This window comes from Frankia sp. QA3, from assembly GCF_000262465.1.
GTDB lineage: Bacteria > Actinomycetota > Actinomycetes > Frankiales > Frankiaceae > Frankia.
In genome coordinates this window covers 6,105,157-6,119,791 of record NZ_CM001489.1, presented here as the reverse complement: position 1 = coordinate 6,119,791, position 14,635 = coordinate 6,105,157, and the positions used below count along the sequence as shown (strand labels likewise).

The 14,635-nt window shown below is 73.5% G+C and carries 10 protein-coding genes, 1 pseudogene and 2 riboswitches; of the genes and pseudogenes, 4 read left to right on the top strand and 7 right to left on the bottom strand.

Annotated features, from left to right (window positions below; translation table 11 throughout):
- Positions 1 to 27: 27 nt before the first annotated feature.
- Positions 28 to 155, bottom strand: a riboswitch (glycine riboswitch).
- Positions 156 to 252: riboswitch (glycine riboswitch) on the bottom strand. It abuts the riboswitch before it with no gap.
- 136 nt (positions 253 to 388) lie between these two features.
- Positions 389 to 1,147 carry a PIG-L deacetylase family protein gene (locus FRAQA3DRAFT_RS25100; protein WP_009741855.1) on the bottom strand — a complete coding sequence of 253 codons (759 nt, stop codon included), beginning with the start codon at positions 1,145 to 1,147 and terminating at the stop codon, positions 389 to 391.
- Between the two features lie 138 nt (positions 1,148 to 1,285).
- Positions 1,286 to 1,468, bottom strand: coding sequence for a hypothetical protein (locus tag FRAQA3DRAFT_RS25095; RefSeq protein ID WP_009741854.1), 183 nt, complete (start codon positions 1,466 to 1,468; stop codon positions 1,286 to 1,288).
- 363 nt (positions 1,469 to 1,831) lie between these two features.
- Here FRAQA3DRAFT_RS25095 and FRAQA3DRAFT_RS37660 point away from each other — a divergent pair, with 363 nt between their 5' ends.
- Entirely contained in the window at positions 1,832 to 2,497 is a 666-nt protein-coding gene (locus FRAQA3DRAFT_RS37660; protein WP_232291756.1) for a serine/threonine-protein kinase, read from the top strand.
- On the top strand, positions 2,391 to 2,696 hold the full coding sequence (locus tag FRAQA3DRAFT_RS38950) for a hypothetical protein (protein WP_035921474.1): 306 nt from the start codon (positions 2,391 to 2,393) through the stop codon (positions 2,694 to 2,696). Before FRAQA3DRAFT_RS37660 ends, FRAQA3DRAFT_RS38950 begins: the two co-directional genes overlap by 107 nt.
- 673 nt (positions 2,697 to 3,369) lie before the next feature.
- Here FRAQA3DRAFT_RS38950 and FRAQA3DRAFT_RS25080 read toward each other — a convergent pair.
- The 3 genes from FRAQA3DRAFT_RS25080 to FRAQA3DRAFT_RS25070 all read right to left on the bottom strand — a co-directional run bounded on the left by FRAQA3DRAFT_RS25080 (position 3,370) and on the right by FRAQA3DRAFT_RS25070 (position 9,382).
- Complete coding sequence (locus FRAQA3DRAFT_RS25080; RefSeq protein ID WP_009741853.1) at positions 3,370 to 6,171, bottom strand: transglutaminase-like domain-containing protein; 2,802 nt, start codon at positions 6,169 to 6,171, stop codon at positions 3,370 to 3,372.
- The gene (locus FRAQA3DRAFT_RS37650; protein ID WP_232291754.1) at positions 6,138 to 7,157 is read right to left on the bottom strand and encodes a DUF58 domain-containing protein; all 1,020 of its coding nucleotides are present in this window, start codon (positions 7,155 to 7,157) and stop codon (positions 6,138 to 6,140) included. The genes FRAQA3DRAFT_RS25080 and FRAQA3DRAFT_RS37650 overlap by 34 nt, the downstream gene beginning before the upstream one ends.
- 1,220 nt (positions 7,158 to 8,377) lie before the next feature.
- Positions 8,378 to 9,382: a MoxR family ATPase gene (locus tag FRAQA3DRAFT_RS25070; protein WP_009741851.1), complete on the bottom strand. Its 1,005-nt coding sequence runs from the start codon at positions 9,380 to 9,382 to the stop codon at positions 8,378 to 8,380.
- Positions 9,383 to 10,524: 1,142 nt separating this feature from the next.
- Between FRAQA3DRAFT_RS25070 and FRAQA3DRAFT_RS25065 the strand changes: the two genes are divergently transcribed.
- Positions 10,525 to 12,237: a hypothetical protein gene (locus FRAQA3DRAFT_RS25065; RefSeq protein WP_157467656.1), complete on the top strand. Its 1,713-nt coding sequence runs from the start codon at positions 10,525 to 10,527 to the stop codon at positions 12,235 to 12,237.
- 73 nt (positions 12,238 to 12,310) lie between these two features.
- On the opposite strand, the gene FRAQA3DRAFT_RS25060 is transcribed toward FRAQA3DRAFT_RS25065, so the two are convergent.
- Complete coding sequence (locus tag FRAQA3DRAFT_RS25060; protein ID WP_009741849.1) at positions 12,311 to 13,078, bottom strand: ThiF family adenylyltransferase; 768 nt, start codon at positions 13,076 to 13,078, stop codon at positions 12,311 to 12,313.
- A 334-nt stretch (positions 13,079 to 13,412) separates the two neighbouring features.
- Here FRAQA3DRAFT_RS25060 and FRAQA3DRAFT_RS25055 point away from each other — a divergent pair, with 334 nt between their 5' ends.
- On the top strand, positions 13,413 to 14,069 hold the full coding sequence (locus FRAQA3DRAFT_RS25055; RefSeq protein WP_009741847.1) for a TetR/AcrR family transcriptional regulator: 657 nt from the start codon (positions 13,413 to 13,415) through the stop codon (positions 14,067 to 14,069).
- An 18-nt stretch (positions 14,070 to 14,087) separates the two neighbouring features.
- Here FRAQA3DRAFT_RS25055 and FRAQA3DRAFT_RS37645 read toward each other — a convergent pair.
- A pseudogene (locus tag FRAQA3DRAFT_RS37645) lies at positions 14,088 to 14,635 on the bottom strand (zinc-binding dehydrogenase); the annotation flags it as partial.

Genomic DNA, 14,635 nt, shown 5'->3' with positions numbered 1-14,635 from the left:
ACTACGGAGCCGACGCCGCGGCGGGCCTCCCCCTCTGTCATTGGCCTGAGAGCTTCACCGGGCGCCGCCGCCATGGGTCCGAGCCGAGGACCCGCGGACGACGGCCGCGGCTTTCACCGTCGGCGGGACACCGGGATGTCCACTTTCCAGAGTTGCCTGACCCGGCGGTTGGGGGCCTGAGAGTTTATGGGGAGAGCTTGCTCCTTCGGCGTCCCGGCAGGTCGCGGCCGGGACTCTCCCGCACGGGTGTGAGCGGCAGCAGTATGCAGTTCGTTGCCCCGCAGACTAACCGCGATCGCGATCCCTGGCCAACTATCGTCCGATCGGGGCCTGCCCTGATCGTCCGATCGGGGCCTGCCCTGAACGACATCCACTGAGACGAAATGCTCTAGACGAAAAGCGTCTCGTAGGGGCGCAGCAGCCGGGCCAGCACCTGCGCTCCGAGGACCGTCGAGTCTGCCGGGTCGTCGGATAGTGGGGCGATCTGGGTGTGGTAGCAGTCGACCGCTCGCCGCTTGGCCTCCTGCACCGGGACGGGCAGGGGCACCGTCCGGGCCCTCGCCCACGGCACCCTGGGGTCGTCCGGGACCGCCCAGTGCCAGGTCCAGACGGGGTACTCGAGAAGCCGTGCGCCGGCCCGACCCGCCGCCAGCACCGCCGCGCGCCCCGTGGCCTCATGGTCCGGATGGCGGTCCCCGGTGTACGTGGTCAGTACCCAACAGTCGGGGGTGAGCAGCGGCTCCACCTGGTCGGCGAGCGCCGACTCATGCCCGGCGACCCGCCCGTCCCCCAGCCCGATCCGATGCACCGGCACCTGCGCCAACCCCAGCTCGATCAGCGCGGCATGCTGCTCGGCGATCCGCCGCCGGGCCAGCTCGGCCGGGGAGAGCGTCGGCGACCCGGGATGAGATGCGTCACCATCTGTGACCGCGACGACGGTGATCGCGACGCCGAGCGCGTGCAGGCGGACCAGTAGCCCGCCGACGCCGAGAACCTCATCGTCCGGATGGGGGGCCACGACGACCACGCTTGGCGGCGCAGCGGTGAGGTCCAGCTCCGACCACCCCGGGTTCCAGGTCCGCCAGACCGGTTCGGGAGTGCCGTTGTCGGTGAAGGGCCGGCCCGCTTCGGCGGTGTCTTCCTGCATCGCTCATCCATACGGGAACCGCCGACGCTCCGCACGGAAATCGGGCCCGACACCGACCGTGACGCTCGTCCCGGGCCCGGTGGCGACGCGGGCCCGGTGGCGACTCAGGCTCGGTGGCGACTCAGGCTCGGTGGCGACTCAGTGCTGCAACGTCTCACTCTTGGCTGCCTCGGTGTCCGTCAGCGCGCCGTCCTTCTCCCGGCGGAAGATCTCCTCGGCCATCCGGTCCGACGAGGTCTGGCTCGCCACCTGCCTGGCCATCTCGTCATTGGAGGTGCCCGCGCCGGCGGGCCTCGTGCGTCCCTTCATCGCCTGAGCCATGGCTGCCTCCTCCTGTCGCCGGCTGCGATCAGCATGGCCCGATCGGCCATGGTCGCGGCCGTACACCTGCCCGGGCGGCGGGCCGGCACGCACGCGGCGGTGCACGGCGCCCGCCCGGGTCCGGTTCCCGCACGGCTCACTCCCGCAAGCCGCCCGTCTGGGACTACCCGCCCGCGACGAGCCGGAACCGCCCCAGCCGGACCCACGCGCCTAGGCACGGATGCCGACGAAATAGGCGCGGACAGTCCGTGTAGCGTGATCGTCCGTAGCCGATCGGACGGGGAAGCCGCGGTCGCTGCCGCGGTGACGGGCCGGGAGAGAGAGCAGGGCGGGCCAGGAACGCCGACGGATGCGGGTAATCACGTGGAACCGGTGTTGATCGAGGGCTACCACTCGTTCACGACCCTCGGATACGGCGGATTCAGCACGGTCTATCTCACGGAACAGGAGATCTTCGACCGCCGCGTGGCGATCAAAGTGCTGCATTCCGACCTGAGCGATCCCGCTGCCGAACGCCGGTTCGTGCGGGAGTGCAGGGCCACCGGGCGACCCACCGGCCATCCCTACATCATCACGGTCTTCGACGCCGGCACCACCCGGGATCGTCGGCCATACCTCACCATGGAGTACTTCTCCGACGGGTCACTCGCGGACCTGTCGAGGAGCGGCGGCCCGCTTCCGGTCGCGGAGGCGGTCGCCCTGTGCATACCGGTCGCCGACGCCCTCGCCGCGGCGCATGGCCACGGCATCCTGCACCGGGATCTGAAACCGACGAACATCCTTCTCCACCGGCCGGGCGATCCGGTTCTGACCGATTTCGGTATCGCCAGTATCACCGAGGGGATGGCAGCAGCAACCATCTCCACCGCTTTCACCCCCAGCTACGCCGCCCCCCGAGGTCCTGCTCGGCAAAAATCCGGAGGTGCCGGCCGACATCTTCGCCCTCGGTGCGGCCCTGTTCACCCTCGTCAACGGAACTCCGCCGTTTCCCGGACGGGTTCCAACCCAGATACTGCAGCGCGTTCTTGACGGCGACATCGCACCGGTGACCCGGGACGATGTGCCAGCCGCGCTGCGCGATCTGCTGGCCTGGACCCTCATGGTCCGGCCGGACCAGCGGCCCGGCTCCGCCCGTGAGGTCGCGAACGCGCTGACCCGGCTGGCGGCCCCGCCCGTCCGGGTGCCGTCGCATCGAGACCGGGCTGGCCGGGGCAACCACATCCGGTGAGGCGACGCCCGCGGGCGGGCCGGTTCCAGCACTCGGCGGGCGACGCGGCTCGCCGCCGGAGGACCATGCGGAGCCCTCCCAGCCGCCTGCCGGCGGCCCGGCCCACCGGGCGATCTCCAGCGCGGGGATCTCCGGGAACCGCCGCGCCGACGGCGGTTCCCGGTCCACGGTCGGCACGGCGGCGCCGGGCACTGCTCGCCGCGCCGGCAGCGGTCCTCGCCGCAGGCGGCGTGGTGCTGGCGGTCCTCCTGACCCGGGGGCCGTCGATGCCGAGCGCCGACGATCCGGCCGGCCCGATCGCGAGCCCGCAGATCGGCCCGGCAGGCGGCGCTGCCAGCGCTGCGGTTGGCCCGGCACCGCCACCCGCCGCGGCTGGCTCCGGGCCGCATCCGGTCGTCCCGGTGCCGCAGGGGCCCGGCCTCGGCTCGGGCGCATCGTGCACCGCCCGAGCGGTCTCGATCACCGATTACCGAGGGCGAGTCTGGCGGACGCGCCACGACTGCGCCACCTCTGCGGATTCCCCGGTCTACGCCAACGTGGCCGCCGGTACCGAGGCCGAGCTGGACGACTCGGGATACATGAAGAAGGCGTCGGCGTCTGGGTGATCTGCCGGCCACGGCGGTGAGCGGCGGCGGGGCAACGCGCCCGTTCCGGGGGTACCGACCTGCTCGGGCTACCTGTAGTCCCTGCCGGCCGTGGCCCGTTCGGTCCCCGGCGAGCGCGGACCGGAGCCCGACGCGAGGGTCCGGCGGTGATGCTCGGCCGCGGGGGACGGGGCAACGGGTTCACCTGGCCCCGCCGGTCGGTGGGCGGCACGGCGGGGAGCCGGCGCCGTCCGGCGCAGCCTGCGCAGCTCGGTGCGGACCGTGCGCGGCGAGATCCGCCGACCGAGCCGGCGATGGCGTGGAACGGAGCGACGGACCGCCCGTTCGAGGCCGTCGAGCAGTCGCCACGCCTCGTCGGCGGCGCGTCGGCCGGACGCCTCATCCCACCGGCCGGTGGTGCCGTCGTCGAACAGGGCGAGGGTGGCGAGGTCGGCCAGCCCACGCAGGGCGGTGAGTCCGGCCTCGTCGACCAGGCCCGCGGCGAGGAGCACCACCTCGCTCGGGCTGGCCGCCCGCGGCATCGCCCGGTCGGAGTCGGCGAACATCTCGATGACCCGCTGCCAGGCGGCGACGATCCGCGCCCTGCTGCCGTTCCCGCCGCCTCGCATCCGCCGGTGGCATGCGATCGGCAGCAGCCAGCCGAGGAGAAGACAACCGAGCAGGGCGGCGACGGCGACGGACGCCATCGTGCGGAGGACGACCTCCGTCCAGCCGGGGGATCCCGATCGCCGGTCACTGGAACTAGGCGGGGCGTCCCCCGGCGGGGTGACGTCCGCCCGACCGGGCGGTACCGAGACGGTGGTGCGCAGCACCGCCTCCACCAGTGAGGTCTGCGCGGAGGACTCGCCCTGCGTGGACCCGGCCACCGCCGCGCCGCGCGCGTCCCCCGCTCGGGGGGTGGGGAAGAAGGGCAGCCATCCGGCGCCGTCGAAGTTGACCTCCGCCCAGGCCAGGGCGTCGGCGCCACGGATCGTGCGGGTCACGCCATGCGGATCGGCGGCGGTGAAGCCGACAACGAGGCGGGCGGGCAGGCCCAGCAGCCTCGCCGCGAGGACGAACGTCGTCGCGAACTGCTCGGAGGTGCCGCGTCGGGTCTGACCGAGGAAGTGGTCGATGTGGGCGAGCGAATGCCCGGCGGGCACGGTGGGATCGAAGATGAAGGTCGCCATCAGGTACTGGCGCAGTAGGGCGGCTCGCTGGTACGGCGTCGCGCCGCCGTCGGTGGCGACCGAGGCCAGTTCCCGCAGCACCGGGGGGACCCCGTCGGGCACCGCGAGAGAGGGGGCGTTGTCCGGCGTCGCGGAGACGGTGAGGGCGAGCAGTCTGTCGGCGGTCATGGCGGCCGGCGGGGTGGAGACAAGGCGCAGCCGGTTGCCGGGGTGCAGCGGCGCGGTTCGCACGAGTGTGCCGTCGTCAGGATCGGCCGCGAACCGGCCCGCCGGTGCCTCGGGAGCCGCCGTGGATCCAGCCCGGCCGGTGGAATGCGGCGTCCGAGCGGTAGTCGACGCGGGCGGTGTCGGCGATGCGGACGCCGAGGTCGACACCGCGCCGGCAGCGGGGACCATGGTGAACTGGCCGAGCCGCGCGAGGGCGGGTACGAGATCTCCGCCGAGGTCGGCGATGGTCAGGTCCTGGGTGACCGGCGTGGACGGGTGATCGCCGCCCCGGTCCGCGGCGCGTCCGGCCTGCCCTCCGGCGCCGGGACTACCGATGATCGCCCGTCCCGCGGGCAGGTAACGGCCGCTGGTGGACCAGGTGGCGCCGTCGTAGGAGTCGAGGACGGCGAGCCGCAGCGCGACCGGCCCCGACGGCTGCGGGGTCAGTCCCACCCGGAACAGGACCTGGTCGGGATGGGCGGTCCAGCCGGCGAGGCGGCTCAGGGGGTTGAGAGCGGCGAGCGGTACCGGCGCGATCGTGCGATGGTCGCGCGGGTCGACGGGCGGTCGCCCATCCGGCCCGATCGGACCACTCGCCAGCGCCAGACCGGCGCCAACGACGACGGCTACGGCTACGGTCGACCGCGCCGCGAGGCGGAGCGCCGCCAGGCCTCGCGGGCTTGCCACGGGCAGCAGACCTGGCCCGGATCGGGGGGACGCTGGGGGCCCACCCGTGCCGCCGCCCAGCCTGGCGGGGCCGGGGGAGGCGGCTGCGGGCCCTTCGGGTGCGCGGGACCGGCCGCTCCCGCGGACCCGGACGAGGACGGCGGCCAGCGCGGCGAACGCGGCGGCGAGCGGCGCGTCGGATCCCGGCACGGGGGCCGCGTAGGCGACCGCGGCAGCCAGGACGAGGGCAGCGGGCAACGCGGGCAGGAGCCGGACCCTGGTGCGGATGACGAGCTCCGCGCCGACGGCGGCGGCCAGCCAGGTCAGTGCCGCGGGTACGAGCAGGAGAGCCCCGTCGGGCGGCGCCGGAACGGCTGCGTCCAGCAGGCGCGCCCATCCGCTGAGGACGCCCGCACGGACCAGAGACAGCCGCGCCCAGAACCCGCCCGCGCTGGCCGCGACCGTGCAAGCGGCCCAGACCACGAACCCCCCGGCCCAGGTAGCGACCGTCCCGGCGAGTGGCACCGGCCGGCGTCGCAGACCCAGCACCGCGGTGAGGATCACGGGCACGACTGCGGCGACAGGGATGATCACCTGTAGATCGTGAGCGGTGAAGACCCGGCGGAACCCGGACCCACCGACGAACGCGAGTCCCGCCACCACCACCAGCGCCGCCAGGCGAGTCCGCACCGGCTCCTCCCGGTGGGCGGGACGGTCAACCTCGACGACGTGCCCCCCGCCCAAGCCGGACGCCGAGCGCACGGCCCCGCCGGGCGGTCCACCGGTCTGCGTCATCACCGGCCCGTCCACGGGGATCCCCGTGGCCATCGCCGGTTCCGTTCGCCGGTCGGCCAGTGGTCGGCGAGCGCCTCGGCGTCGGGAACGTCGATCACTGTCAGCCGGCCGGCCGCCCGTAGAGCGGTCCCGTCCAGATGCGTACCGCTGGTGGGGACGGTGCCGCCGATGACGCCGATCCCCACCACCCGGCCGGGCGACGCGGTCCGCAGGCGGGCCCGGTCGGAGGAGTCGCGCCGGTCGACCGCCCGGGCAGCGGCCGGGCTGCGGGGGCCCACCCGGACCAGGACGACGCGCCCGTAAGCGTGGGCCACCGGGGCGAGTGCGGCCAGCGCCTGCCGGTCGAAACCGCCGGTGACGAGCACCAGCGTGCCGAGCCCGCCGCGCCGCAGTGTCGCGACGACGTCCAGCGAGGCGGTGTCGTCCAGCCGAACGCCCGCCAGCTCGTCCATCAGCACGTCGGCGTCCCGGCGGCGCCGGCGGCCCGCCACCCGCAGCCCGGCGGTCGTCACGAGCCGGACCCCGAACGCCTCCTGCGCGCAGGTCATCACCGCGGCGGCGGTGACGTCCACGGCCTCCTCGAACGTGGCGACGCCGACCCGGCCGGGCGGGTAGGCGGCCGGCCGGGTGTCGAGGACGACGGTGGCGGCCGGCTCGCTGGGATCGACGTGGGTGCGGACCATCAGTTCGCCCGCCCGCGCGCTGGACGGCCAGTGCACGAGGCGGAGATCCTCACCGGGCGCGTACCTCCGCAGGGTGTGGATCTCCAGGCCCCCGGCCGTGCCCTGTCCGGTCTGCCCATCCGGGTCACGCGAGGGCGCGGAGGCCAGCGGCGCCAGCGGCCGGGTCCGCGGTCGGACGTGCAGGGTGTCGACCGCCGGCAGCTGTTGCCGGCGCAGGGCGAGCCCGAACGGATCTGACCTGATCACCTCGGCGGGGCCCAGCCGGACCACCCCGCGCCGTCTGGTGTCCAGGGTCAGCTCGAACGTCCGGCAACCCGAGCCGGCAAGCCGGGGCACCGGGACGGATACGACCGCGGCCGGCCCGTCCGGGGGATACGAATCCGCTGCACCGGTCGCGACCCGGTCATCGGTGCCGGAACCGCTGGCCGGCGTGGAATCGGGCGGGGGCAGGACGTCGGCAGCCCGTGGTGGGTGGCCGCCAGGCGCGCCACCGCCGGCGCGCGGCCCACCCGGGCGCGCGGACGGAAGGGTATGCACGCGGCCGTCACCTCCGCGGGCGGTAGCGGTCGACGTACGCCGTTCCCACCACGTCTCCACCAGGTCCGACGCGGCTAGCAACCGCCCCGCACGGGGGGCGCCCGACACCGGTCGGTCCGGACGGGCGGCGGCAGGGCCATGCGGCAGATGAAGGGTGAACGGCGGCGAGGGCCATCGGGACAGGTTGCGGACCGTGACGGTGAGCGTGGCGGGCTCGCTTCGGGCGACCTGTCGGGGCGATACGCGGACCGCCACCGACACCCGCGGGCGGCGAACGGCCGTAACAGCCGCAAGACCCATCGCCGCGGCCCCCGCCCCGCCCAGCACGGCCAGTTCCGCGTATCGCAGCACCCGGGCGCCCAACAGCAGGGCTGCGACGGTGACGCACATCCCCCATCCCAGCGGGGTGACCCTCAGGCGCGCCCTTCCCGGCGATGCCCCGCTCCCCACGGGTCCGCGATCCGACGGGCAGCCCTGGTCTACCGAAGATGCAGCGCCCCGGGGACCAACCCGATCGGGCCCCACAGGTCCGGATCCCGCCGCGCCCGAACTCGACGCGACGGGTTCCGACGCGCCGGGTCCGAATCGGCCCGGCGCGGGCCATTCCGCCGTGACCACGTCCGATCCGGCCCTCCCGGACGGACCGGGTTCTGCGGATCCGACCATCGAGGGGGCCGAGCCCGAGGGGGCAAAGCCCGCCCGCTCACCGGTGTCCGCACCGGTCGGGATGACTCGCCGGCTCGTCGGGGCGACTCGCCGGCCCGCCGCGGCCGGCGGCGGGAGCGGCTCCGGGACCGGTGGGCGATGACGCTCACCGAGCCCGCGCACGGCCGGCCCGGGTTCGGGCCGGCCGTGCGCGGACCGGCCCGTCCGGCGTCGCATGCTCCGAGCGAGGGAGGCGGGAGACGGGGACACCGAGGCGGGCAACGGGGTGGTCGCGGTGTCCGTGTCGAGGACCCGTAGCAGCCCGCGCTCGGCCCGATCACCGCCCCGGGACCGCTCGTCGGGGGGCGGCACCATCAGATCCCGACGAGCCGGCGCGGTGACGGCACCGTCTGCAGGATCTCGTCGACGACGTCCTCGGCAATGACGCGCCGCAGCTCGGCCTCCGGGCTCAGCACCAGGCGATGCGCCAGGACGGAACCGGCCACCGCCTTGACGTCGTCGGGCGTGGCGAACACCCGGGCGTGCGCGGCGGCCCGGACCTGGACGGCGCGTAGCAGCGCGATACTGCCCCGTGGGCTCGCCCCCAACCGGACGATGTCCGGGATGGCCCGCGTCGCCGCCACCAGGTCCACGAGGTAGCGGCGCAGGGCGGGTGCGACGTGGACGGCGAACGTCTGGGCCGCGCGGGCGACGACGTCCTCCGCCCGCATCACCGGCCTCAGGTCCTCGATCCGCCGTCCCACCTGCCGGCCTTCGAGGATCTCCAGCTCGGCCTCGACCGACGGGTACCCCATCCGCAGCCGCATGAGGAACCGGTCCAGTTGGGCCTCGGGAAGGCTGTACGTCCCGTCCATGTCGATCGGGTTCTGCGTCGCCACGACCATGAACGGGTGGGGCACGGGATAGCTCGTGCCGTCGGCGGTGACCCGCCCCTCCTCCATCACCTCCAGCAGGGCCGACTGCGTCTTCGGCGAGGCGCGGTTGATCTCATCGCCGATGACGAGGTTGGCGAAGACAGGTCCGGGGCGGAAGCCGAACTCGTTGGCGCGCTGGTCGTACACCATCGTCCCGGTGATGTCCGCCGGCAGCAGGTCCGGCGTGAACTGGATGCGGTGGCAGCCGGCGTTGACGGAGGCCGCGAGACTGCGGGCCAGCGAGGTCTTTCCCAGGCCGGGAGCGTCCTCGACGAGCAGGTGCCCCTCGGCGAACAGGCAGATCGTCGCGAGCTCGACAACCTCCCGCTTGCCGCGGATGACCTTTTCGACGTTCGCGACGACGTCGTGGAAGGCGGCTGAGAACGCGGCCACGCCGGACTGGTCGCCGCGCAGGTGGTCGCGGTCGTCGTTCCTGTTCGTCATGCCCTGCCTCCTGGTCCGGTCGGGGTAGGGAACGCTGACCGTCCTCGCCGCGTGGGCTGGCTGCTCATCACCGGGTCGGGCTCCTCCTCGTCGGGACGAGATCGGGCTGGTACGAGTTGTGCTGCTGCCGGTCGCTCTGGTGCAAGTCGGGCTGGTGCAAGTCGGGCTGGTGCAAGTCGGGCTGGTGCAAGTCGGGCTGGTGCGAGTCGGGCTGGTGCGAGTCGGGGAGGCGGACCGTGCCGGACGGGGGGCGACCGGCCCGGTCCGCCCACGGGCGGTGGGGAGATCCGCCCGGGAACGGTGACTCCGGCGGCCGTCGCCGGCACGGAGGCGATCCGTTCCGCTGCGGTAGACGACGGGCAACCCCGTTTCGTTGTGCCATAGCCCGAATTAGTTGTTGATCTGGTGGTCGGATGGCCGACAGCGGGATGCACGCGCCGCACCGGTGCCTGCGTGCCGCGCGATGACCCGGCGGCGATGTCACGAAAGGCAGCAGTCGCGTTGCAACCTGTCCGGCAGACACCGCGTCTTACCTAGCAAGAGGGATGACCCGCCCGAGTGGCCCATCTCGGGATAGTCAACATCAACACGAAAGTATCAACAGACTCCCGCGCGCCGTTGGGTAAAGCGTGCGGGATGCGGTGAGCGCTGTACCCCTCCCGCGGCGCTCCCCCGCGGTGTCTGTGTGGGCGGGCGGGGTGGCACGCCCACACAGACACCGACTCCGTTCGGGTGGTCCCGCCTCGCCAGGTGATACCGGCCCGTTCGGACGGCGCGCAGCCTTCTTTTCGGTCGGCTGCGGTTCGAGCACACGCCTAACCAGGGCCGGATGAACCCGGCCCGCACCACAGATCACCCCCCACGTGAGCGGCCCCGGTCCGCACGGACGGTGGCGGCGACATCAACCGGCCGAGCGCCGTGGCGTGACGTCACCACCCGCTCCGCCCCGAACGGGTGGTAGTCCGTACCGCCACGGCCGCCCACCCTGCGGCGCCGAGAACGACGACGCCCGGCATCGCCGGGCCGGCAGAGCTGCCTGCCGCGACCGCGAGCCGGCAATCAGGAAAGCGAGACGAACCATCTCCGCATTCGGGCGGCGGCTGCGTCGCGTCGTCACCGCGGCGGCCGGCGCGGCGCTGTGCGTGGGAGCCGGCCTGGCCGCCGCCGCACCCGGAACGCATCCGATCGCCTTCGACCTCACCAGCGGCGGCATCTGGCTGCCGAGCGAGTCGACCGGCACCGTCACGCATCTGCAGAGCACGACCGGCCGGGCCGACGCGGCCGTCACCGTGCCCGGCGCGCTCGGGCATCGACTGTCCGTTCTCCGCAACGGTCCGGATCTCCTCGTCTGCGACGAGGACGCCGGCCTGCTCCACCTGATCGAGCCGCAACGCCTTGCCCCGGCGCGCACGGCCACGCTGCGCCCCGGCACGACGGTGACCGCGGTGAACAGCGTCATCTACGCCGTCGACCGTGCGAGCGGGCGGGTGCGACGCCTGGACGGACGGCTGCTGACCGACCTCGGGCCGGTCCTCGACCTCGGCGGAGCCCTCGGCGCCGTCGCCCAGACGGGGGACGGAACGCTGTGGGCCCCCGTTCGCCCCCGTGGCTCCGTTGTCATGATCCGCAACGGCGTGGCGTCAGCCCCGATCCCCGTCGCCCGCCCGGACCACCAGATCGATGTGGTGCTCGCCCGCGATCGCCCGGTGGTCGTCGACGGCACGGCCGGTACGGCCACCGCCATCGTCGAAGGCCGGCCCGGCCGGGCGACGGCGCTGCCGGTGACCTCGACGACCGGGTCGACGCCGTCCGACCCGCTCGTCGCGGCGGCCGCGGTCGGGCAGAGCGCCGTACCCGTTCTGGACACGATCGCGGGACGACTCGTGCTCGCCGATCTCGCCACCGCCGAGGTCACCGTGCGTGACCTGCCGAAGGCTGGGACGGCGGGCATCGGCGAGGAGCAGGTCGGTACGGGCAGACGACCGGACGCCGGGACCACACCGGACGCCGGGACCACACCGGACGGCGGCACGGGCCGAAGGGACGGCGGCACCGCCCACGAGGATGACCGCGTCTCCCGGACGGATGACGGCACCACCCAGGCGGGCGGGGTCATTGCGGTCTCCCCCGGCACGTCCCACCCGACCGGACTCCCAGACATCGACCGGCCGAAGGGTGCACCCGAGAGTGCACCGGTGCATTCGGGGGGTAGCACGCAAAGAGACGATCAGGTCAGCGGGTCCACCGAGAATGCCGGTCCGGTGGCTCCCCGCCGTCTTGGTCCGCCGGTGTGGCACAGCGGCCTGGTCTACATTCCCGACCAGGAGGGCCGCACGGTCTGGGTGTTCGACACCCGCGCGCGGGGTTTCACCACGCCGGTCGTCCTGCCCGGAACATCCCGGCGGACGCAAACGGATGCGGACGGTATCGCGCAGATCACCGTGACCGCGGACGGCGATCAGGTGTGGGTGAACGATCCGGATGGTCCGGACGCCGTGCTCATCGACGGCGCGCAGCGGACGACGGTGACGAAGCAGCCCCTCGGCCTGCCGGGTCAGACCGGCACCGCGCCGGCCCTCCCTCTGCCGGCGCCCCCGCCTCGACCGCAGGCGACACCCACCGGCCCGACCACCACGGACCGGGACGGGCCCCGGCCACCAGCAGCCATCAGCGGCGCCCCCGCCGTGGCGAGAACTTCGCTCACCCCGCCGATCGCCTCGCCGCCCCCGCCCCCGCCCCCGTCCCCGCCGACGACACCGCCCGTCGCGCCTTCTCCTCGACCGGGCATCACCCCGAGCCCGCAGCCGATCACCAGCCAGCCGCAGCCGACTCTCATCGACCTTCCCGGCGAATAGTGCGTGGACGTCCGGAATCACGACCTCTGCTATTCCTAGCCGCCCGGCGGCGACGGCTGAGCCGGCGCCAGCTTCACCGCCCTGACGCGCCGTCCTGCCTGGGCGCACGAACCGTCGGCTGCCGCAAGCCGCAGTCCGCGCAGGCGGGGTCGCGTGCCACCGGCAGCGAGCGGAAGTCCAGGTCCCAAAGATCGGCGACGAGCAGCCGACCGACGGACGGTTCGGCGAACCCGGAGATCAGCTTGATGACCTCCATCGCCGCGAGGCACCCGACCGTCCCCGCGACCGCTCCGAAGACGGGAAACCCCAGCGGGTCCCAGTCGGGGTCGCCGGCGGCGAACACGCACCGTAGGCACGGACCGCTCCCGTCGACGGTGAGCAGCTGGATCTCGGTGGCGTTCATCGCCGCGACGACCAGGGGTACCCCGGCGTCCAGGCACATCCGGTTGATCTGGAAGCGCTCGGGGAAGTTGTGGCGAGCGTCGATCACGGCGTCGGCGGCGGCCACCAGGTCGGGCAGCAACGGGTCGAACAGGTCCCGATCCCAGGTCTCCACCGCGATCTCCGAGTGGTGGGTACGCAGGGTGTCCGCGGCGATCAGGACTCGGGACTCGCCGATGCGGTCGGGGCGCATCAGGGTCTGGCGGTTCAGATCGGCCTTCTCCAACGGTCCGGGATGGACCAGCACCAGTCGCCCGATGCCGGCGGCGGCGAGATAGGTGGCGGCGGCTCCGCCCACCCCGCCCACCCCGGCCACGAGCACCGTCGCCCCGTTCAGTCGTTCCTGTTCACCGGGGCCGAAACCGGTCATCAGCTGGCGCGTGAAGCGCTGGGTGTCCATGACCTGCCCTCATCTGGTGGGCCGACGGCTTCCAGAAGCTGGTTCTGTTGCCCGCGGGCGGCAGGAGAACGCGGTCCGCGGCGGCCCGGTCGAGACGACCATTCAGGATCGGGGATGTGCCCGGTCGATCGGCCCGCCCGCGGGGGCCACCGCCGACGCCGCGCGCCGGCCGGATGGGGGCGGCGCCTCGATGACCAGTGCCGATGTCAGCACCGCGGCGTCCTTCTTTCTGCGCTTGCGCGCTTCCCGCGCCCCCACCGGGGACGCCTCCCCGGTTCGACGACCACACTACCAAAAACGGGGCAAGGTCCCCGCCTGCGGTTAGGATGATCGGATGCCTGATCTTGCACCGGCCACCCGTGCGGACGCCCGCCGTAACCGGCAGGCCATTCTGGCCACCGCTCGCCGGGTGTTCGCGGAGCAGGGAATCCAGGCCTCGCTGGATGAGATCGCGCAGCGCGCCAACGTCGGGAACGCCACGCTGTACCGGCATTTCGGCTCGCGCTGCCAGCTGGTCGCCGCCGCCCTGTCCGAGCAGATGGAAAAGTACGCGCAGCTGGCCGCCGCCGCGGCGGCCGATCCCGATCCGTGGAAAGCATTACGCGGTTATCTGACGACGCTGTGCCGGATGCAGGCGGCGGATCGCGGGCTGGCCGACCTGCTGACCAGTGACACCTTCCCGGACCCCGCCATCGACGCGGCACGCGACAACGCCCGGCGGGACGTGGTGCGCGCCATCCGCCGCGCGCAGCGCGCCGGGGCGCTGCGCGCCGACTTCGCCCCGCAGGACATCGCGATCATTCTGATGGCGAACGCCGGTCTGATCCACCGCGCCGGCGCGCACGCGCAGGACAGCTCCGCGCGTCTGATCGCCCTCCTGCTCGACGGGCTGCAGGCCACCGCCGCGACGCCGGCCCCGCCGCCCCCGTCGGAACCCGAGCTGCTCACGGTGATGCGGGGCGAGAGGCGGGGCGAGGTACGGGACCGGTAGTGGTCGTCGGCTATCCGCTCAGGGCGTGAGCACCACCTTCATGCATTCGTCCTCCTTGTTCAGGAACGTGGTGAACCCGTGGGGCGCGTCGTCGAGGTTGAGGCGGTGCGTGATGACGAAACTCGGGTCGATCTCGCCGCCGCGGATCCGGTCGAGCAGCGGCCGCAGATACCGCTGCACGTGGCACTGCCCGGCCCGCAGGGTCAGCCCGCGGTTCATCAGGGAGCCCATCGGGAACTTGTCGACGAACCCGCCGTAGACGCCGATGACGGAGACGATGCCGCCGTTCTTACAGTTCCGGATGGCCTCGCGCAGGGCGAACGGCCGGTCGGTCTCCAACCGGGCGACCTGCTTCGCGCGGTCGTAGGAGTAGGCGGCCGGCGATGCGTGGTGCGCCTCCAGGCCGACGGCGTCGATGCAGGCGTCCGGGCCGCGGCCGCCGGTCAGCTCGAGCAGCGCCTCGCGGACGTCGGTCTCCTCGTAGTTGAGGGTCTGCGCCCCGGAGTTGTCCCGGGCCATCTCGAGCCGGTAGGGGAACCGGTCGATGACGATGACCCGCTCGGCCC

What these genes read in the sequence shown, in the direction of transcription:
- FRAQA3DRAFT_RS25095 (WP_009741854.1), bottom strand. Translation starts at nt 1,468, where the DNA reads ATGGCTCAGGCGATGAAGGGACGCACGAGGCCCGCCGGCGCGGGCACC.
- FRAQA3DRAFT_RS25060 (WP_009741849.1), bottom strand. Translation starts at nt 13,078, where the DNA reads ATGGACACCCAGCGCTTCACGCGCCAGCTGATGACCGGTTTCGGCCCC.
- FRAQA3DRAFT_RS25100 (WP_009741855.1), bottom strand. Translation starts at nt 1,147, where the DNA reads ATGCAGGAAGACACCGCCGAAGCGGGCCGGCCCTTCACCGACAACGGC.
- FRAQA3DRAFT_RS25055 (WP_009741847.1), top strand. Translation starts at nt 13,413, where the DNA reads ATGCCTGATCTTGCACCGGCCACCCGTGCGGACGCCCGCCGTAACCGG.
- FRAQA3DRAFT_RS25070 (WP_009741851.1), bottom strand. Translation starts at nt 9,382, where the DNA reads ATGACGAACAGGAACGACGACCGCGACCACCTGCGCGGCGACCAGTCC.
- FRAQA3DRAFT_RS25080 (WP_009741853.1), bottom strand. Translation starts at nt 6,171, where the DNA reads ATGGCCACGGGGATCCCCGTGGACGGGCCGGTGATGACGCAGACCGGT.